Below are 18344 nucleotides of genomic sequence, written 5' to 3'. Positions count from 1 at the left end.
CATGGTGGCTAAATGTGCTTATGAAACGCCGGAGATGAAAGCCCTCTTGGGAGAAACGTTGCGACCCGGCGGAACGCTTCTCACTGACAAGGGTGTTGCGTTTTGTCAGTGGAAAGAAACAGATCGATTGTTGGATTTGGGCTGCGGGCGGGGTGCTACCGTAGATTATCTAAAAAGGGTATACAATATCAGAGCCGTTGGGTTGGACCCCTCTCAAAAGCTGTTAGCCATCGCTAAGAAAAATAATCCCAATGGATTATTCTATCAGGGAAGAGGCGAGCAAATTCCTTTTGAAAATGATAGTTTTGAAGGAGCCCTTTCAGAATGTACCCTTTCACTTATGACAAACCGGGAAGCGGCACTAAAAGAACTACACCGGGTGCTAAAAAAGGGTGGTCATTTATTTATCACAGATGTATATGCCAGAAATCCAGATGCTTTAAAAGGACTCATTAGCGGTGACTTTGACAGCTGTATGCGCGGTTTATATGCGTTAAATCAGCTTGAGAATCAAATCCTAGAGACGGGTTTTATGATCGAACGGATGGAAGATCATAGCCACTTCTTAAAAACGCTGCTGGTCAAGACGGTATTTGAATACGGTTCGATGAATGTCTTCTGGAAAAAAGCAGCTGGGCGTTGTGCGGCAGGATTTCAGGATCAACTGAGAGCTTGTAAACCGGGTTACTATTTAATGGTTGCCAGAAAGGTAAAATAGGTGAGTTTTAAAATGGAAGAATTAAAATTTGAACTGTTTAAGCTGGCAGCGGAAGGATATTGCTGCAGCCAGATTATGCTAAAATTGGCTTTGGATATGGAAGAAAAAAACAATCCCGATCTGATCCGGGTTATGAATGGTCTTTGTAATGGCATTGGCGGGAATCAAAAAACGTGTGGGGTGTTAACTGGTGGGATCGGGATCATTGGCTTGTATGCCGGGAAAGGGAATGCTGAAGAATGGACAAAAGATAATTTTGGTACCATGGTCAGAGCTTACATGGACTGGTTTGAAGAACGATTTGAGAGCACCGAATGTCTTGATCTGATCGGGGTTTATCAGTTTTTAGATGATAACAATCAACCTTATCCCGTCAAGTGCGGTGATACCTTATCAGAGAGTTTTGGAAAAGTTGTCGAGATCTTGCAGGAAAATGGTTATCTCTTTGGTGACCGGGAGTAATGGGAAGCGGGAGTAAACGAATTATTTCAACAACTGAAAGCCTGTGTCCAGTTTGTCTGAGAAAAGTGAAGGCGATAATCTGGACAGCGCGAGATAAAACCTATCTGGAAAAATCCTGCCAGGAACATGGTCGTTTCAAGTCACTGATCTGGCGCGGGCGTATGCCCATGGAAAAGTGGGTGCGCAATAAAATACCAGCTCATATTAAGAATCCGAGTACCCTGGTGGAAAAAGGTTGCCCCTTTGATTGCGGTCTTTGCTCAGACCATCGTCAGCACACCTGCACCGCCTTGATCGAAGTAACAAGCCGCTGCAATCTTAGCTGTTCTTTCTGCTTTGCTGACGCCAATAAAAGCCAGGAAGACCTGTCGATGGAAACCATCAGATGGATGTACCAATGTGTTATGGAGGCATCCGGAAATTGTAACATCCAGCTTTCCGGCGGCGAGCCCACCCTCCGGGATGATCTGCCTGAGATTGTCAGGGTTGGTCATGAAATGGGTTTTTCGTTTATTCAGATCAATACCAACGGTATTCGATTGGGTGAAGACGAGGCTTATGTAAAAGCCTTAAAAGACGCTGGACTAAGCTCTGTATTTTTGCAGTTTGATGGAACCAATGACGATATTTATAAAAAAATGCGGGGCAAAAAACTGTTGGAAATCAAAACAAAGGCTCTTGAGAACTGTCAGAAATACCATATTGGGGTGGTGTTGGTGCCTACCCTGGTTGATGGGGTTAATGAAAATGATCTTGGGAACATCATCGACTTTGCCCTTTCATGGTTACCTACCGTCAAGGGTATTCACCTGCAGCCAGCCAGCTATTTTGGGCGGATCCCCAATCTGCCGGTGGAAGAAAAACGATTGACACTGGGAGATCTCATGGATAAAATTGAATTTCAGACGAACCGGCGTATTTTAGCAAGCAGCTTTAGTCCACCAGGATGTGAAAACGCTAAGTGTTCGTTTCACGGCAATTTTATGGTGGAAATGGATGGATTGATTCGGGCATTAAATAAGCCGTCCTCTTGCTGTGTCGTTGAAACGGCAGAGGCGGGAGCAAATAAAACAAAGGCCCAGGTCGCCAGGAAATGGTCTGGAAATAATCGGGATCGATTGCTAAATAAACAGCCTGGTGACGATCAAACGAATCAGGCTAAAGACAGTTGGGATGAAATACTTGATGCCATTAACACGAAAACTTTCAGCCTATCGGCGATGGCCTTTCAGGATGTCTGGAATGTGGATCTCAATCGGGTGAAGGATTGCTGTATCCACGTTGTCAATAAAAAGGGGCAGTTGATTCCCTTTTGTCTATATAATTTGACAAGTATAAGCGGTCAATCCATTTATCGAAACCAGTGAGGGAAAATGAAAAAAAACAAAACACCAATGGAAGACTGGATAGTAAAAAGAACCGGTTTGATATCAGCCAATCAGAAATCGCTTAGCACCTATCAATTTAAAAAACTGGTGGAAGTATTTGAATACGCTAAAGCCAATGGTGCCTTCTATCAAAAACAATTCGTTGATCAGGATTTGCGGGAGATTAAATCCTGGGATGATTTTAAACTGCTGCCGTTTACGACTGGCGCCGATATAAAAAAAAATCCCTTTTCCTTTTTATGTATTCCTCAACAGCAGGTGGATCGAATTGTAACCCTGAATACATCGGGTACCAGTGGCAAGAAAAAACGGCTGTTTTTTACCGAGGAGGATTTACTAAAAACGGTAGATTTTTTCGATTATGGGATGCGATCCCTAACTGATTCGTCCGACCGGGTTTTGGTTTTGTTACCGGGGCAGGCTTATGGGACGATTGGCGATCTTTTAAAGAAAGCCCTGGCCCGGTCCAACACAACCTGTATCGTGTTTGGTCTGCTGACAGATTTAGATGCTGTGGCGCAAGTAATTTTAAGGAATCGGATTAACTGTATTGTGGGAATTCCGATTCAGGTGTTATACTTAAGTCGCAGCAAGGCAGAATGCTTTAAGCAAATTGAGAAAGTGCTCTTAAGTACTGACTATGTTCCTAAATCCATGGTTGCGGAACTAAGTCATAAATTTAGGTGTCGGGTGTTTAATCATTATGGCATGACTGAAATGGGCTATGGTGGCGGTGTTGAATGTGAGGCTTTAAATGGCTATCACTTAAGGGAAGGGGATCTCTATCTTGAAATCATCGATCCTGATTCCGGCTCGCCCATAGAAGATGGAAAATATGGGGAGATTGTCTTTACTAGTCTTAAGCGAATTGCGATGCCCTTGATTCGTTATCGAACCGGCGATATTGGCGCTTTTTCCACTGATCTCTGCCCCTGTGGCACCTTTTTAAGAACCCTTAAAAAGGTAGCGGGACGGTATGCAAATCGGATTCGTCTGGATCATGATAACTATATTGATCTTAGTACGTTTGAAGAAAGCCTGCTGGGTGATGAAAATATTTTAGATTATCAGGTTTTGATAAAAAATAATAGCGTTTTGAGTATCATGGTGAATTTCTACAATCAAAACCGGCTGGATCAAAAAATCAGCCGAGTCAAAGAAATACTGGTCGCTCATCTATCGGTAAATAAAAAAGATAATGTGAGAATTGAAGTTGAGCAGGGAAACTTGTGTAAACCAGACCAGATGGTCAATAGCATGGTCAAGCGTAGAATTATTGACCTGCGAAAGGAAGAGTGTAATGGTTGATTTTTTTAAAATGATTGCTGAGTCCTATGCCCAAAAAGAGAATCTGGTTCTGGCAACCATCCTGGAAAAATCCGGCTCAGCGCCTTGCAGTGGTGGAACAAAAATGCTGATTCGACCAGATCTCACCACCTTTGGTACTATTGGCGGAGGACTTATCGAGGCCATGGTCATTCAGACGGCAGCCAGGGTCTATAAAAACCACGCTGATCACATTGAATCATTTGATTTAAAAAGTAAGGATAAAAAATCCCAGGGCTTGATATGTGGGGGGACTTTAAAAATTATTTTTGAATATATTGATTGGTGGAAAAATCAAAATCAAAGCTTCTATGAGGAAATCTTCCGACTGCAGGAAGCTAAGCAAGATTTTATTACAATCACAAGAATTAATCATCACTTAAATAACATAAGCTTGCCGGAGAAATGGGTTTGTACGGAAACGGGCTTTTATGGTCCTGAAAGCGAGGCGAGTCAAAACCTGGTTGAAGAGGTCTGTACTAATTTTGAACAGTATAAGTATCGTGCCGCGTTTCTGGAGCCATCCGGATTCTATGTGGAACCTTTTTTCTGTAATGAAAATGTCGTCATTATCGGATGTGGGAAAATTGGTGGGGTTCTGGCCGAGTTATCAAAGCTAGTCGGATTTTATGTGACAATGGTGGATGATCGGGAGGAGTTTGCAAATTGGAGCCGCTTCAAAAAAGTAGATGATGTTTTGGTTGTTCCGGGATTAAAAAACATTGAAAACAACGTAATTATTAATCAATACTCCTTTGTCGTGATTGTCACCAGGGGTCATTCGGATGATAAAGAGGTGTTGGCCCAGATGCTTGAAACGGATGCAAAATACATTGGCATGATCGGGAGCCATAATAAATGCAATTATATTTACCAGAGTCTTTTAAATCAGGGGTTTAACATTAATGATTGGGAACGGGTGCATTGTCCCATTGGCATTAATATTTCGGCGGATACCCCAGAAGAAATTGCCGTTAGTATCGTTGCTGAGATGATTGAGATTAGACGGAGTCAAGAATGAATGAGATAAAAAAGATGAAGATCGCAACCATTGTGATTGCAGCGGGGTACTCATCGCGGATGCAGGCGTTCAAACCGTTACTGAAATTTGGCGACCAAACGGCGGTTGAACGCGTGTTGATGACACATCAAAAGGCAGGGGTGGATCAGATCATTCTGGTTGCGGGTCATCGGGCTGCTGAAATCAAACCTTATTTTAAGGAACAGGCCATTAATGGCGTCGTCAATGAACGTTATGATGAAGGGATGTACACATCGATTCAAAAAGGAATTGATCAATTGGATGACGACGTGGCGGCTTTTTTTGTCCATCCAGTGGATATTCCCTTGATCGGAGTCGCAACCATTAAAGCATTAATAATGGCTTTTCGGCCACTTAGTCAAGGAATCCTTTATCCTTGTTTTTTGGGAGAACGGGGACATCCACCGCTTATTCATGAAAAATATCGCGAGGCCATTTTGAGAAATAAGCAGGATGGGGGACTAAGACGTTTTCTTGAATGTCATGAAACAGATGCGACAAGTTTTGCATTGGCCGATGAAGCCATCCTTATGGATATGGATACCCAAGCGGATTATCAGAGATTACTTGACTATGATGGCTTAATGGCTCCAAATCTCTGCGAGTGTTATGCCTTAATGGATCTTTATCAGCTGCCGCTAGAAATCAGAAAGCATTGTGAAATGGTTTACCGCGTCGTTAGGAACCTAGAAAGCCGATTGGCTGACAAGGGTATAAAGCTTAATAGCGGGGTGCTTCGGGCGGCTGCGCTTCTTCACGATCTTCTGAAAACGCAAAAAGATCATGCCCAGGCGGCGGGAACGCTATTAAAACAAATGGGGTATGATCAAGTGGGAAGTTTGATCGCTACTCACATGGATATTGAAGTAGAACCGGAGGTGGCCATTCGTGAGAATGAAATTCTATATCTGGCCGATAAGCTGGTAGAAAATGATCAGCAGATTGACTTAAGCTACCGAAAAAAGAAAATGCTGGAGCGGCATAAAGACAATCCCGAAGTTCAGGAAAAAATTGAACAGCGTTTTATAAACGCCGAAACAATTATTAAGAAAATAGAGAATTTAGAGAACAAAGATAAAAATAAAGATTAGTAAAAACTTAAAAAGGTACGATGGCAGCAGTTAATAATCAGAAGATCATTTTAATTAAATAAAAAAAGTTTTAGAAAGATTCAAGGTTGGTAATGAAGATTTTTTTGGTCAGACATGGTAAAATAAAGTGGCTTAAGGGCAAGGCCTATATCGGGCAGATTGATCTCCCGCTATCGCAGGAGGGAATAATCCAGTCTCAAGAGTTACGGAAGACGTTTGCAGAAATTTCACTTACTAAGGTGTATACCAGCCCTCTTAAACGTTGTGTGCAGACTCTGGACATTCTTCTTGCTAAACGGAATGTGCCAACGGTTTTAGTGGATGCGCTTAAAGAGATTAATATGGGTGACTGGGATGGTAGAACCATTGATGAGATAAAAATAAATCACCCTGAAGACTATCAAAAAAGAGGTCGGCTGATTAATACCTTTGTTCCCCCGGGAGGGGAGAGTTTTGAAGCATTGACGAAGCGGGTGATGCCCGAGTTTAATAAAATGATAAAAGAAAATTACCAAGGTGCTATTCTAATTTCAACCCATGCTGGTGTCATACGGGTCATACTTGGTGAGGTTATGGGACTATCCATTAACGAACTGTTTAAATGGAAGCTTCTCTATGGGACAGTCTTTGAACTGGACTATGATGAAAGAAACGATAAATGGGTCGTTGTTAATCGATGAAAGGGGAAACATGAATAAGAATATCTATGGAGCAATCATCAAAGAATCAAAGCAGCGCTGTATCGGATATGGGATTACTGAGGATCAGGTTTTCAGTAAAAAAATGATTGACCACGGTGAGCTGCAGACTAAGTTTTCAGAGAATCGTGATCTAATCCTGACAGCGGCTCCCTACATGGAGCATCTGATGAGCATTGTCCGGGGGAACAATTTTTTCGTTTTGTTAACCGATAGGGATGGCTGTATTCTCAACGCTATTGGTGATGAGAAAATTTTAACAGAAGCCTTTGAACTAAAAATGGTGGCTGGTGCCTATATGAGTGAAGAATACATTGGAACGAACGCCATGTCATTGGTAATCAAATCGGGGCAACCAATTCAAATGTCAGGAACAGACCATCTGGTAAAAGCTTATCATCGCTGGACCTGTTCGGGTGCACCCATTCGGGATCCTAATGGCAATTTGATTGCAGCGCTGGATCTTACTGGTTATTCTGATTCGGTACATCCCCATACCCTGGGAATGGTGATTGCAGCATCGAATGCGATTGAGGAGATGCTTAAGGCCAAAGAATATAACAGACTTCAGAATATGACCAACAAACATATTAAAACGATCTTTAATTCGATGCCGGTAGCGATTCTTACCTCCAATTTGGATGGGATGATTAAAATCTATAATCAAAAAGCCATGGATCTTTTTGGTAATAAATACAAACAATTGTCAGCGACCAATGTTTCTGAAATCATTGAAGATTGGGAAAACATTAAGGACGCGATCCACTCTGAAAAACATGTTAACCGGATTATTAATATCAAGGCGCTACGCAATCATTTTCATTGTCAAATGACGGCCAGTCCCATTTATAATCCCCAGGACGACAGTATTGAAATTGTCTTTGTATTAAAAGAAGATCAGTCCCGAAAAATCCAGAAGTGTGAGCAACCCTATTACACCTTTGATAAAATCATGGGGCAGGACTCTCAGTTTGTCAGTACGATTGAATATGCAAAGAAAATCTCTAATAACCGTTCAACGATTCTTATTTTGGGTGAGAGTGGCTGTGGTAAGGAAGTTTTTGCCCAGTCCATTCATAATCATAGTAAACGAATGGAGGAACCCTTTGTGGCCCTTAATTGCGGAGCGATTCCCAACCAGTTGATTGAATCGGAGCTCTTTGGCTATGAAGACGGTGCCTATACGGGTGCAAAAAAAGGGGGAAACATTGGAAAATTTGAGCAGGCCAATAATGGCACCATTATGTTGGACGAAATCGGTGAAATGCCCCTGGATATGCAAACCCGATTGTTGCGGGTACTTCAGGAAAACGTCATCACAAAAATTGGTAGTCAACAATCCATTCCCATCGATGTACGGATTATCGCTGCTACCAACAAAGATCTAAAAAAGGAAGTGGAGCTGGGACGTTTCAGAAAAGATCTCTTTTACCGGCTTAATGTTCTGCCCCTCTATCTGCCGCCACTACGGGAACGAAGAAGTGACATTGCCATCCTTTTTCATTATTTTATGAAAAACCTGTCATCGAAATATGAGAAAAAAGAAGTTCAGATTACTGAAAAAAATATGCAGATGCTAGAAACCTATAATTGGCCGGGAAATGTAAGAGAAGTGGAAAATGTTGTCGAACTGATGATCAATACCGAATCCTTTCCGGATCAATATTTTTTAAAAAATTCGGAACAAACAGACTTATCGAAAAAATTCACCGGTTATGTTGATAAAACACCGCTCGAATTGCGGGAAGAGCGCCTGGAAGATCTGGATCCCGCGCTACTCGATATGAACTATATTGAAAAGGAACATATTAAACGGGTTTTGAAGATTTACAAGGGAAACATCAGTCAAGCGGCGCAAGCCCTGGGGATTCAGAGAAATACGTTGTACAGTAAAATCAGTAAATATGAAATTAAACTTGAAATCGGTAATAAACCACGAGAATTTTGGTTTGAAGATCGATATGGAAAGGGACATAAACATGGTTAATCAATACGAGAAGCTAATTACAGAGCTCGATCAAAAAGATCAGGTAGTTATGGTCACCCAATTTAGAACCCTGGGAGAAACGGGAAAAAAAGTGATTGAAAAAAAACTCCTCAGCAAAGAAGATCGGGGTAACGGTAAGGAAAAAACGGATGAGATTCTGGAAGTGGTTATTAATAAAGGACTGCCGGAATTTTTAGCCTCAGAAGACGGTATTGAGGAGCTTTATGAACCTTTTTATTCTGAAGGTCGTTTGATTATTCTCGGCGGCGGGCACATTGCTAAACCTCTGGCTCAATATGGTGCCGACATTGGCTTTAAGGTGACGGTGGTTGATGATCGGCCATCCTTTGCCAACACCCAGCGGTTTCCCCAAGCCAATCAGGTACTCTGCGAAAGTTTTGATACCTGTTTTGAAAAACTAAAGGTTAAGCGGTCGGATTTCGTGGTGATTGTTACCCGGGGTCATCGACATGACGCCCTTTGCCTGCGGCAGGCACTATCAGTCAATCCGGAGTACTTAGGGATGATCGGTTCCCGGCGCCGGGTTAAAGGTTTGATGGCACAGTTTCTTGAAGACGGATTTCGTCAGGAACAACTAAGTGGGGTGTATTCGCCCATCGGCTTGCGAATTGGGGCCGTGACGCCAGAAGAAATTGCTATTTCGATCATCGCTGAAATTATCAGCGTCAAGCGTGTAAGTCATCAGCATGAAAAAGCTGATCTGAAAAATAAAACCAATCATTCCGATTTTGATTTTGATGTGATTAAAAATCTGGCAAAAAACGAGTCGGAAAAGCGGGCCATTGTAACGGTGATTTCGAAAAAAGGTTCAGTTCCCCGCGGACCAGGTGCCAAGATGATCATCTGGGCTGATGGACGCAGTCTGGGGAGTATTGGTGGCGGATGTAGTGAAGGGGAAGTAATTGTAGCGGCTCGGGATCTAATCCGTGAAGATGGTGGATTTTTGATGATGAAAGTCGATATGACCGGTTCCGTCGCCGAAGATGAGGGCATGGCCTGTGGTGGGATTATGGATGTGGTTATTGAAATATTTTAGTGATCAATTAATAAGGGTACCTGATGGATCTACCAGGTGCCCTTATTATTTAGATTATTTTGCATGTATAGGCTAGTTATCATATTCATCTAAAAAATGATGTTTAACCTTATCTTGCTTGTATGAAATAATGGTATTCAGATTAACGTTCTCTACGCTTTTGAAAATATTGCTTTCGATGTAAGGGCTGGTTTGCCGGAATTTTTTTAGCAGAGTTTTCATTTCCTGGCGCTTTGAAGTCCCACCTTCATTGTCTGAAAGCATAAAATTTTCGGTAAATCGGCAAGCACACTGAATAAATTGCAGGTCGTTATGTAATTTCCAACTGATGATGGCCTCCTCCCGGATCAGGTACATCGGCCGGATCAACTCCATATTTTCAAAATTACAGCTTTTTAGCTTGGGCATCATCGTCTGAATCTGTCCGCCGTAAAGCATCCCCATCAGGATGGTCTCGATGACATCGTCATAATGATGACCAAGGGCGATTTTATTGCATCCCAATTCTTTAGCATGATGATACAGGTGGCCCCGACGCATCCGGGCACAGAGATAGCAGGGTGATTTTTCAATATCGGCGACTGAGTCAAAAATCTGAGACTCAAAAACAGTTGCTTCGATATTTAACAGCTTCAGATTTTTTTTGATCATATCCCGGTTCATCGGGTTATAGCCCGGGTCCATCACCAGAAAAACTAATTCAAATTCAAATTTATTATGTTTCTTCAGTTCCTGAAATAGCTTTGCCATCAGCATGGAGTCTTTTCCTCCAGAGATACACACTGCTATTTTATCACCTTCCTTGACCAGCTCATACTCATTGATGCCGCTGGTAAAGCGGCACCAGATACTGCTACGATACTTTTTCTTTAAACTTTTTTCTATTTCTTCATAGCGTTCCATGATAACTCCTATTTTTTAGTCTAACTTTTATAACAGAATCAAAAATTTCCATAATACATCGATTCAAAAAAAACCCAGGAGATCATTTAGAAGTCGCCAGGCTGATTTTTAATTATACTATAAAAATACTTGTAATCAAATGAAGATTTTACTTTTTAGAATTGTGGTGTAAGGCTTGTCCAAATTTATTTAGACCAGGCCTTCTATTTACTTAACAAGGCCGCCTTCAATCACAAGGATTTCTTGATAATCAGTACTGTATACCGATAATTGTGATAGCATAAAAAAGAGAATCAGCTTGACAAAAATACGAGAATCGGATAATATTTATTAAACATACTGAGATACTATGAATTAGATGTGAGAACGGAGAAAATCACTGCCGTCCACTATGTCGGACTTCCGACTCATGAAGGCTATGAAATCTCTAAACGTCAGTCCACTGGTTTTGGTGGGATGATTTCGTTTGAGGTCGACAGTAAAGAAACCGCTAAACACATTTTAGAAGGGGTTTCAATTATTCAATATGCTGAAAGTCTTGGTGGGGTGGAAACGCTGATTACCTATCCGATGCTGCAGACCCATGGGGATATTCCAGAACAGGAACGGGAAGCAAAGGGGATTAACAACTTGATTATTGAGATTGTCGGTAGGAATTGAAAGTGCCCAGGATTTAATTGCTGAATTAACCAGGATGATAAAGGGGGAATAAGACTTGAAATATAATTTTAATGAAATTGTTCAAAGGGATAACACTAATTCCATCAAATACGATTTTGCCCATCGACGGGGAAAACCCGAGGGGCTATTGCCGCTGTGGGTGGCTGATATGGATTTTAAAACTCCGGCACCAGTGGTGGAGGCCCTGGTGGAAAAAAGTAAGCATGGTATTTTTGGTTATTCGGAAGGCGGACAGGATTATTTTTTCATCCTGAAGGATTGGTTTAAAACGAGGTTTGATTGGAATATCCAGCCAGAATGGCTGATCACCACGCCGGGTGTGGTCTATGCCATTGCCACAGCAATCCGCGGTTTGACCCAGATCGGTGATAGTATTATTATTCAACAGCCGGTTTATTATCCATTTGCCGAGACAATCAAAATCAACGACCGTAAGCTGGTGGTGAACAAGCTGGAGCATAAAAACGGAAAATACTTTATGGATTTTGATGATTTTGAAAGTAAAATTATCGAAAACAATGCGAAGTTGTTTATTCTCTGCAATCCTCATAACCCGGTTGGTCGGGTTTGGACACGAGAAGAACTGGTTCACTTAGGTGATATTTGTCTCAAACATGGGGTAATGGTCATTTCTGACGAGATTCATCAGGATTTTATCTATCCGGGCCATAAACACCTGGTATTTGCAGATTTGAAGCCAGAGTTTTTAGCGATCACCATTACTTGTACGGCCCCCAGTAAAACCTTTAACCTGGCCGGACTTCAGGTTTCTAATATTTTCATTGAAAACAAAGAAATAAAAAGAAAGTTCAAAAAAGAAATGCAAAAAGGCGGCTATAATGAGATTAATATTATGGGCATTGTCGCTTGTACAGCAGCCTATTCAAAAGGCCGAAAATGGTTGGAAGAACTAAAAATCTATCTCGGTGAGAATCTGGATTTTCTCAGAGACTTTTTAAGCGAACAGCTTCCCCAAGTTAAGCTTATTGAGCCGGAAGGAACCTATCTGATCTGGCTGGACTTTAACGAACTGGGATTAAATGAGGAAGCTTTAGAAGATTTAATTATTAACAAAGCAGGTCTCTGGCTAGATGCCGGCAGCATGTTTGGTGCCGGTGGGGAAGGCTTTCAACGGATAAATATTGCTACCCCAAGACTTATATTGGAGCAGGCGTTGACCCAACTGGAACGGGCGATCCATAACAAGTAAGATATTTCTTTAAAACGCATCTTACCTTTTTTGTTAATCTTTGCTGCTATGGTCGATAAAAAACGAACTTCGTTCTTGACAGTTTAAGACTTACCAAATAAAATAGAGATATAGAGTAAAGTGATATTTAATTAAGATATATTCTATATTAAAATGTTTGTTTTTGACAAAAACAGAAAGTTCATAAAGAGGAAGAAAATGGAAGCCAATATAAAAGATCGAATCAAAAAACTGCTAGCTCTTGGCAAAAGTCCCAATCCCAATGAAGCAAATTTTGCGATTCTAAAAGCAAAAAAGTTGATGGTTGAATATAAATTGACAGATCGGGATTTATTAAGATATGATGAAAAACCCATAAAGGTTGACACGGACATTTATTATACCACTCGCAGTGAACACTGGATGACCGGTTTGGCTGATGTCATTTCAGAAAATAATTGTTGCGTTTTCTATATGATCACACCGCCCGGGACCCAACGGCACTATATTATTTTTTACGGTTATGAAGAAGACGCCCAAATCTGTAGCAGTATTTTTGCTTATGCGGTTGATTGCGTCCGTTCTCAGCTTAAAGCAATCAAGAAGGCGATGAAACTTGATGAAAAACCAAGCGCCATCATAAACGAAGCCTGTGAAACCTACGGAAAGGGTTTTTACGAGGGTTTGGATGACGCATATACGGTTCAGGATTTTGAACATCAGGAATGGGGTCTGGTGATGACAGTACCGCCGGAAGTGAAAGAAATTCTCAGACCAATGGAGCATGCCCAGCATAAAGTCGAAAATCACGAAGACCACTATTCTTTTTATGCGCAGGGTTATCGGGAGGGAAAAGAATTCACGACCCAGAATAAATTGGATGAAGTTAAAGAAGATGTTGTGTAATGATGCCAGCAGTTAAAAACCAGTTACATACTGAAAATATGTCGCTGGTTTTTTTCATTTTGATGCACTATCAGGATATGTTAAAATAGATAATAGATTGGTAGTATCGAGATGAGCCGGTATCCTGAGATCGTTGCGCTGAAAGACGATCAGAATAAAATCGATTAAAGTTAGAAAAGACAGAATGGGAGTCAACGATGATGAAAAATAAGCAGGACAGAGATGTTTTCAAAAAGACACGACTCTCCAATATCCAGGAAACCCTGGTTATCCTATTTGGCGAAATCAGAGGTCGTCACTATTTTGGTAAAGCTGAGGCGGTTCTGGAGAATGAATTGAAAAATGTGGATGATCGTGGCAGCAAGGCCATTGGCAGGCATTTAAGAACATCGATATTACCGGGCTATGCCTGTTATCGGGCACTAGTGGAGTGCGGTGTTTACTGGGAGGTGGCCTATGCCGTTGTTGAAGAAGAAATTTCAGCAGCTGCCCTTCGCATGGCAACCATTTCCGAACTGCTCAGAAGCCTACCATTTGCTTACCCCTTATTTAAACTTCTGATTAAACCCGCCCTGAAACGGGGCTACCCAAAGGAGGGATGGACCATCAAGTGGCGGGAATGCAGCGGGAAACGCATCTATTTTCATATTACCAGCTGTTTGTACTGCGAGGAGCTGTTAAAAAGGGATGCCCTAGAGCTGTGCCCGGCTTTTTGTCATTCAGATCATGTCGCCTACGATCCTTTAGCCCCCCGGATTTTATTTTGCCGGAAATGGACTCTGGCAGCAGGGAATGAAATATGTGATTTTTATTTTAAGAACGGGAAAACAGCCAATAAAAAGATAAAAAATTCTGAGGTTAAAGGTTATCGTTTAATGTGATAAAGAACAGATTAGTCAATTTTAGTGCTAATATAAATTTGTTTAATGAGATGTTTAGTGAAATGATCACAGAAATCATAATAAAAGACTCAGATTTTTAATCCTCCAAGTCTTTTGTATTTTTATCACTTTAAAATACTATTTTAATTTTTCGACCATTTCCAGAACTTCCCAAAGGGATTTGCCGGATTCCCGGGCGATTTTCTTGACATCCTCATATTCCGGAGTAGCCCGGGTAATATCGCCCTGTTGGGATATTTTGATGGTGACCTCACCTAAAGGGGTAGTAATTTTTTTAAAATGCCGGTGCATGCAGGTGCGTTCCACCGGATATTTGCGAATGCCGATGGTGGAAGTTTCTTTTAAAACAATGGATTCAATTAGTTCAAGCTTAGCTTCAACACACAAAACCGTTAAATGGATGCCCGGACGGTTTTTTTTCATATAAACGGGTGTGTAGAAGGCATCCAGGGCACCGCTTTGCAGTAATACCTCCAGCACATAGCCGGCCATTTCACCGGTCATATCATCCACATTGGTTTCCACCACCATGATGGTATTAGATTCGGATTTGCGGCCCTGAATAATTCGCAGTGCATTTAAAATACCAAAATCCTTGCCGCCAAAGCCATATCCAGTTTTTTCCGGAATAAAACTGGGTGTTGTGGGGGAATAGGTGGCCAGTTCAGCCAGAATGGCAACCCCGGTGGGGGTTGCTGATTCGCCATCAATGGCTTTGGAGTACATTTCAAAATTAGACTCACAGAGAATTTCGGCAGTGGCCGGAGCAGGCACCGGTAGTAGTCCATGGGCACAGCGCACCCAGCCGCTACCAACATTTATTCTGGAACCATAAACCAGATCCGGTTTCAGAGCATGGTAACAGATAGCAGCACCAACGATATCAACAATCGAATCCAGAGCACCGACTTCATGAAAATGAACCCGTTCAACCGGAACACAGTGAACCTTGCCTTCAGCCACCGCCACCCGCATAAAAATGGCCAAAGCAGTATTTTTTACCTCATCCGAAAGGGTTGAATTTTCGATGATTTCTTTAATATCGTTAAAGTGCCGATGATGGTGATGATCAGCTTCTAATACCACATGACAGCGGGTCCCGGAGATTCCTTTTTTCATGGTTGATTCGGCTTCGATGCGAAACCCGCTAAGATTGAGCTTTTTCAGCTCGGCGTAAAGGTAAGCCGGATCAATACCCAAATCAATAAAAGCACCCAAAACCATATCGCCACTAATACCAGAAAAACAATCGAAAAATAAAACCTTCATGGACAATTCTCCTTCTTCGGGCCACGCCCTGATGAAATACTATTTAATTTATAGTTTGTTAATTTTTGATGCCATACAGGCAGCCCCAAAACCATTGTCAATATTGACAACCCCAATGCCGCTGGCGCAGGAGGTCAGCATCCCCAGCAAAGCGGAGATGCCGCCAAAGCTGGCGCCGTAACCGATACTGGTGGGAACGGCGACGATGGGCTTATCGGTGAGCCCACCCACCACTGAGGCCAGCGCTCCTTCCATGCCGGCAACCACAATAATTACTTTGGCATGATTGATAATCGGGACGTTGCCAAGAAGTCGATGGATGCCGGCCACCCCGACATCATAAAGTCTTTTAACCTGATTACCCATAACCATGGCAGTAACAGCGGCTTCTTCAGCGACCGGGATGTCAGAGGTTCCGGCAGTAACCACGAGAATATAATCATCAGTGGTTTTATATTCTTCCCGTTTGACAACAACCGAACGGGCTTCCTCGTAATAAATGGCATCAGGGGTAATGGATTTAATCGTATCAAAGACATCCCGTTCAGCCCGTGAAGCCAGAATATTTCCGGTGGATCGTGCCAGCATGTTTTCAACAATCCCTTTTATCTGGTTGAGTGTTTTACCGGGACTATAAATCACCTCGGGATAACCGTTTCGCAGTTCCCGATGATGGTCTACTTTGGCATAGGAAAGATCTTCATAGGGTAGGGTTTTAAGCAGCTCCAGTGCTGCAGGTACTTCGCATTGCTGGTTCTTGACGTCTTCTAATAGTTTTGTTAATTGATCTACATTCATAATTGTCTCCATGACTGCTGATGCGTCAGCATATATTAAAATTACTAAAGGGCTTTGAGATAATCGGTCATTTCTTTGAGCGTCAGGTGATTTCTAATCTGATCGGTGTTCATTTTAAGAGCATAGGCCTTTTCAAGCTGCTGAATCAGGTCAATAAGACCTAGAGAGTCGCCACCAAGATCATAGACAAAATGACTACTGAGTCCAATCAGAGCAGGCGAAATTTTTAGAATTCCGGCCCAGTAGTTGGCCATCTCTTGATAGGCGCCTTTTAGGGTTGATTCAGATATGTTGCCTAACGGGATGGCCTGATCATAATCTTGGTAGTCGCCGTTTTCCCAGGCAATGGTTAGGGCCAGTCGGTTAATTTTGCCCGAGGTGGTTTTGGGAATTTCATCAATTATTATACCCCAGGAGGTGGGAATCTGCCAAGTGGCTGAAATGGCCTGGCCGGCAAGGGTTAGGGTTTGCGGATCTTTAGAATCACTAAAGAGAATCAGACAGTTTTTTTGAGTGATTCGATCTTTTCCCTGGACAACAATCAGGTTGATAGTGTCAGACAAGGCCTGTTTACCGGTTTTTTCTAAATCTGAGACCAGATAATTCTCGCCGTTAACGATAATAATATCCTTATAGCGACCAAAAATATTTAGCCAGTCGTTTCTAAAAAAGCCCAGATCGCCAGTGTTAAACCAGCCGTTTTCATCTAGTCCGGTGGGCGCATTTTTGTCTTTTGAATAGTAGCGCTGCATCACATTGGTGCCCCGAATATGGATCAGGCCCAGATATTCCGGTTCCAAAACATTACCGTCAAGATCTTTGATAACTACTTCGTTGCATGCATCTAAGACACCCACCGACATGCGGCCGAGGGTATCATCATCAGGATCACAGAAGAATAGTTTTTCACCAATACTGATGCCGCTGCCCAAAAAATAATCCATTCGGAAAGAGGAACCATAAGGGGTGTAGGCAACACCCATGGTTGTTTCGCTAAGACCGTAGGCTGGCTTTAAGGTATCTTTGGTCCAACCCATCGAGGCTGTTTGAGCCTCAAAAGCCGTTAGTGAGAGCGGATTGACGTCCTCACCGCCGCAAAAACAGATATATACAGTTGATAGATCGACTGCTCGCTGCTGTTTAATGCCGACCTTGAGTAGCAGTTCAATCCCAAAGAGGGCAGCTCCGGTAACGGTGGCAGAAAACTGGGCCAATTTTTCCAGCCAGCGGTTGGGGCTTTTTACAAACTGCATGGGGCTCATTAAATACTGAGGGAAGTTATTAACAATCGGAACCAGGTGATAGCCGACAAAGCCGAAACAGTGGGAGAGCGGCAGCCAGCTTAAATAACGTTCCTGGACATTTTTCCGGACAATGATGCTACTGGCAATTCCGCCTTCTAGCAGGTTTTTGGTGGTGAGAACCGCCCCCTTGGGGTCAGAAGAGGTACCCGAGGTGAATTGAATCATTCCGGGATCAGTATCAATTACAGAGGCGATGGTTCCCGGGGGGGATTCTACCAAAGTCCGAAACATCACCAGGTTGTTTTCGAAAAGGGTGGTGATCCCTTCAAGGTCACTAATGATGACGGGATTATCCAGTACAGTCAGCACACTTTTAAGGTAAGTCCGGGATTTTTCATCCTGGGCAATGGGCAGGATAGAAGGAACCATCCCCCCCAGAATAGCGGCCCAGAAACAGGTGATCTGAGCCTGAATGCTGGTTAATTGGAAAACAAGAAGGGAACCCTTTTTTAGCCCACAGGACTGGTAACCGCCAAGGACTTTGATAGCATTCTCAAAAAGCGTGGCGTAGGTCTGTGTAAACTCCTGGCCATCCGCTTCCAGATAAGTGATCGTTACATTACTAGTTTTCAGCTTTTTAAACGCTTCTTGTATATTCATGGGCGTCTCCTCAAGAATTTTGT

The 18344-nt window shown here is 42.4% G+C and carries 17 protein-coding genes; 13 read left to right on the top strand and 4 right to left on the bottom strand.

Annotated elements, in window-relative coordinates:
• Position 1: 1 nt before the first annotated feature.
• The 9 genes from trsM (at position 2) to ACIZ62_RS11590 (ending at position 9769) form a co-directional block, all read left to right on the top strand.
• Positions 2 to 718 (top strand): DVU_1556 family methyltransferase, encoded by a 717-nt coding sequence (trsM, locus tag ACIZ62_RS11630; RefSeq protein ID WP_111886492.1) that lies wholly within the window; start codon positions 2 to 4, stop codon positions 716 to 718.
• Positions 719 to 730: 12 nt separating this feature from the next.
• On the top strand, positions 731 to 1180 hold the full coding sequence (locus ACIZ62_RS11625) for a DVU_1555 family C-GCAxxG-C-C protein (RefSeq protein WP_414150198.1): 450 nt from the start codon (positions 731 to 733) through the stop codon (positions 1178 to 1180).
• Positions 1180 to 2547, top strand: a complete 1368-nt coding sequence (gene trsS, locus ACIZ62_RS11620) for a radical SAM (seleno)protein TrsS (RefSeq protein ID WP_414150197.1) — start codon at positions 1180 to 1182, stop codon at positions 2545 to 2547. The genes ACIZ62_RS11625 and trsS overlap by 1 nt, the downstream gene beginning before the upstream one ends.
• A gap of 6 nt (positions 2548 to 2553) precedes the next feature.
• Positions 2554 to 3876: a DVU_1553 family AMP-dependent CoA ligase gene (locus ACIZ62_RS11615; RefSeq protein ID WP_414150196.1), complete on the top strand. Its 1323-nt coding sequence runs from the start codon at positions 2554 to 2556 to the stop codon at positions 3874 to 3876.
• The gene (locus tag ACIZ62_RS11610; protein WP_414150195.1) at positions 3869 to 4915 is read left to right on the top strand and encodes an XdhC family aldehyde oxidoreductase maturation factor; all 1047 of its coding nucleotides are present in this window, start codon (positions 3869 to 3871) and stop codon (positions 4913 to 4915) included. Before ACIZ62_RS11615 ends, ACIZ62_RS11610 begins: the two co-directional genes overlap by 8 nt.
• A complete protein-coding gene (locus ACIZ62_RS11605; protein WP_111886496.1) occupies positions 4912 to 6027 on the top strand; it encodes a DVU_1551 family NTP transferase in 1116 nt (371 codons plus the stop codon). The genes ACIZ62_RS11610 and ACIZ62_RS11605 overlap by 4 nt, the downstream gene beginning before the upstream one ends.
• Positions 6028 to 6119: 92 nt before the next feature.
• A complete protein-coding gene (locus ACIZ62_RS11600; RefSeq protein WP_111886497.1) occupies positions 6120 to 6707 on the top strand; it encodes a histidine phosphatase family protein in 588 nt (195 codons plus the stop codon).
• A gap of 10 nt (positions 6708 to 6717) precedes the next feature.
• Complete coding sequence (locus tag ACIZ62_RS11595; protein WP_111886498.1) at positions 6718 to 8712, top strand: sigma-54-dependent Fis family transcriptional regulator; 1995 nt, start codon at positions 6718 to 6720, stop codon at positions 8710 to 8712.
• A complete protein-coding gene (locus tag ACIZ62_RS11590; RefSeq protein WP_204355443.1) occupies positions 8705 to 9769 on the top strand; it encodes an XdhC family protein in 1065 nt (354 codons plus the stop codon). The genes ACIZ62_RS11595 and ACIZ62_RS11590 overlap by 8 nt, the downstream gene beginning before the upstream one ends.
• Before the next feature lie 72 nt (positions 9770 to 9841).
• On the opposite strand, the gene ACIZ62_RS11585 is transcribed toward ACIZ62_RS11590, so the two are convergent.
• The gene (locus ACIZ62_RS11585) at positions 9842 to 10672 is read right to left on the bottom strand and encodes a tRNA 2-thiocytidine biosynthesis TtcA family protein (RefSeq protein WP_111886499.1); all 831 of its coding nucleotides are present in this window, start codon (positions 10670 to 10672) and stop codon (positions 9842 to 9844) included.
• A 360-nt stretch (positions 10673 to 11032) separates the two neighbouring features.
• Here ACIZ62_RS11585 and ACIZ62_RS11580 point away from each other — a divergent pair, with 360 nt between their 5' ends.
• The 4 genes from ACIZ62_RS11580 (at position 11033) to ACIZ62_RS11565 (ending at position 14329) form a co-directional block, all read left to right on the top strand.
• Positions 11033 to 11332 carry a PLP-dependent transferase gene (locus ACIZ62_RS11580; protein ID WP_242988555.1) on the top strand — a complete coding sequence of 100 codons (300 nt, stop codon included), beginning with the start codon at positions 11033 to 11035 and terminating at the stop codon, positions 11330 to 11332.
• Positions 11333 to 11387: 55 nt separating this feature from the next.
• Complete coding sequence (locus ACIZ62_RS11575; RefSeq protein WP_111886500.1) at positions 11388 to 12563, top strand: MalY/PatB family protein; 1176 nt, start codon at positions 11388 to 11390, stop codon at positions 12561 to 12563.
• 198 nt (positions 12564 to 12761) lie between these two features.
• On the top strand, positions 12762 to 13448 hold the full coding sequence (locus ACIZ62_RS11570) for a DUF2786 domain-containing protein (RefSeq protein ID WP_162624366.1): 687 nt from the start codon (positions 12762 to 12764) through the stop codon (positions 13446 to 13448).
• A 197-nt stretch (positions 13449 to 13645) separates the two neighbouring features.
• On the top strand, positions 13646 to 14329 hold the full coding sequence (locus ACIZ62_RS11565) for an L-2-amino-thiazoline-4-carboxylic acid hydrolase (protein WP_414150194.1): 684 nt from the start codon (positions 13646 to 13648) through the stop codon (positions 14327 to 14329).
• A gap of 138 nt (positions 14330 to 14467) precedes the next feature.
• Here ACIZ62_RS11565 and larC read toward each other — a convergent pair whose 3' ends face one another.
• From larC to ACIZ62_RS11550, 3 genes are read right to left on the bottom strand one after another with little or no spacing between them, the layout of a single operon-like run.
• Positions 14468 to 15619: a nickel pincer cofactor biosynthesis protein LarC gene (gene larC / locus ACIZ62_RS11560; protein ID WP_111886503.1), complete on the bottom strand. Its 1152-nt coding sequence runs from the start codon at positions 15617 to 15619 to the stop codon at positions 14468 to 14470.
• Positions 15620 to 15667: 48 nt separating this feature from the next.
• Positions 15668 to 16417, bottom strand: a complete 750-nt coding sequence (gene larB, locus ACIZ62_RS11555) for a nickel pincer cofactor biosynthesis protein LarB (protein WP_111886504.1) — start codon at positions 16415 to 16417, stop codon at positions 15668 to 15670.
• A gap of 44 nt (positions 16418 to 16461) precedes the next feature.
• The gene (locus tag ACIZ62_RS11550; RefSeq protein ID WP_111886505.1) at positions 16462 to 18321 is read right to left on the bottom strand and encodes a non-ribosomal peptide synthetase; all 1860 of its coding nucleotides are present in this window, start codon (positions 18319 to 18321) and stop codon (positions 16462 to 16464) included.
• Positions 18322 to 18344: the final 23 nt, after the last annotated feature.

Source organism: Acetobacterium carbinolicum (assembly GCF_047456275.1).
Classification (GTDB): Bacteria; Bacillota; Clostridia; order Eubacteriales; family Eubacteriaceae; genus Acetobacterium; species Acetobacterium carbinolicum.
The sequence above is the reverse complement of the archived record's forward strand: the minus strand, read 5'-3'. Positions and strand labels throughout refer to the sequence as shown.

Coding starts and splice junctions, on each gene's coding strand:
- trsS (WP_414150197.1), top strand. CDS start 1,180: ATGGGAAGCGGGAGTAAACGAATTATTTCAACAACTGAAAGCCTGTGT.
- ACIZ62_RS11610 (WP_414150195.1), top strand. CDS start 3,869: ATGGTTGATTTTTTTAAAATGATTGCTGAGTCCTATGCCCAAAAAGAG.
- ACIZ62_RS11550 (WP_111886505.1), bottom strand. CDS start 18,321: ATGAATATACAAGAAGCGTTTAAAAAGCTGAAAACTAGTAATGTAACG.
- ACIZ62_RS11565 (WP_414150194.1), top strand. CDS start 13,646: ATGATGAAAAATAAGCAGGACAGAGATGTTTTCAAAAAGACACGACTC.
- ACIZ62_RS11615 (WP_414150196.1), top strand. CDS start 2,554: ATGAAAAAAAACAAAACACCAATGGAAGACTGGATAGTAAAAAGAACC.
- larB (WP_111886504.1), bottom strand. CDS start 16,417: ATGAATGTAGATCAATTAACAAAACTATTAGAAGACGTCAAGAACCAG.
- trsM (WP_111886492.1), top strand. CDS start 2: ATGGTGGCTAAATGTGCTTATGAAACGCCGGAGATGAAAGCCCTCTTG.
- ACIZ62_RS11605 (WP_111886496.1), top strand. CDS start 4,912: ATGAATGAGATAAAAAAGATGAAGATCGCAACCATTGTGATTGCAGCG.
- ACIZ62_RS11590 (WP_204355443.1), top strand. CDS start 8,705: ATGGTTAATCAATACGAGAAGCTAATTACAGAGCTCGATCAAAAAGAT.
- larC (WP_111886503.1), bottom strand. CDS start 15,619: ATGAAGGTTTTATTTTTCGATTGTTTTTCTGGTATTAGTGGCGATATG.
- ACIZ62_RS11600 (WP_111886497.1), top strand. CDS start 6,120: ATGAAGATTTTTTTGGTCAGACATGGTAAAATAAAGTGGCTTAAGGGC.
- ACIZ62_RS11585 (WP_111886499.1), bottom strand. CDS start 10,672: ATGGAACGCTATGAAGAAATAGAAAAAAGTTTAAAGAAAAAGTATCGT.
- ACIZ62_RS11595 (WP_111886498.1), top strand. CDS start 6,718: ATGAATAAGAATATCTATGGAGCAATCATCAAAGAATCAAAGCAGCGC.
- ACIZ62_RS11570 (WP_162624366.1), top strand. CDS start 12,762: ATGGAAGCCAATATAAAAGATCGAATCAAAAAACTGCTAGCTCTTGGC.
- ACIZ62_RS11625 (WP_414150198.1), top strand. CDS start 731: ATGGAAGAATTAAAATTTGAACTGTTTAAGCTGGCAGCGGAAGGATAT.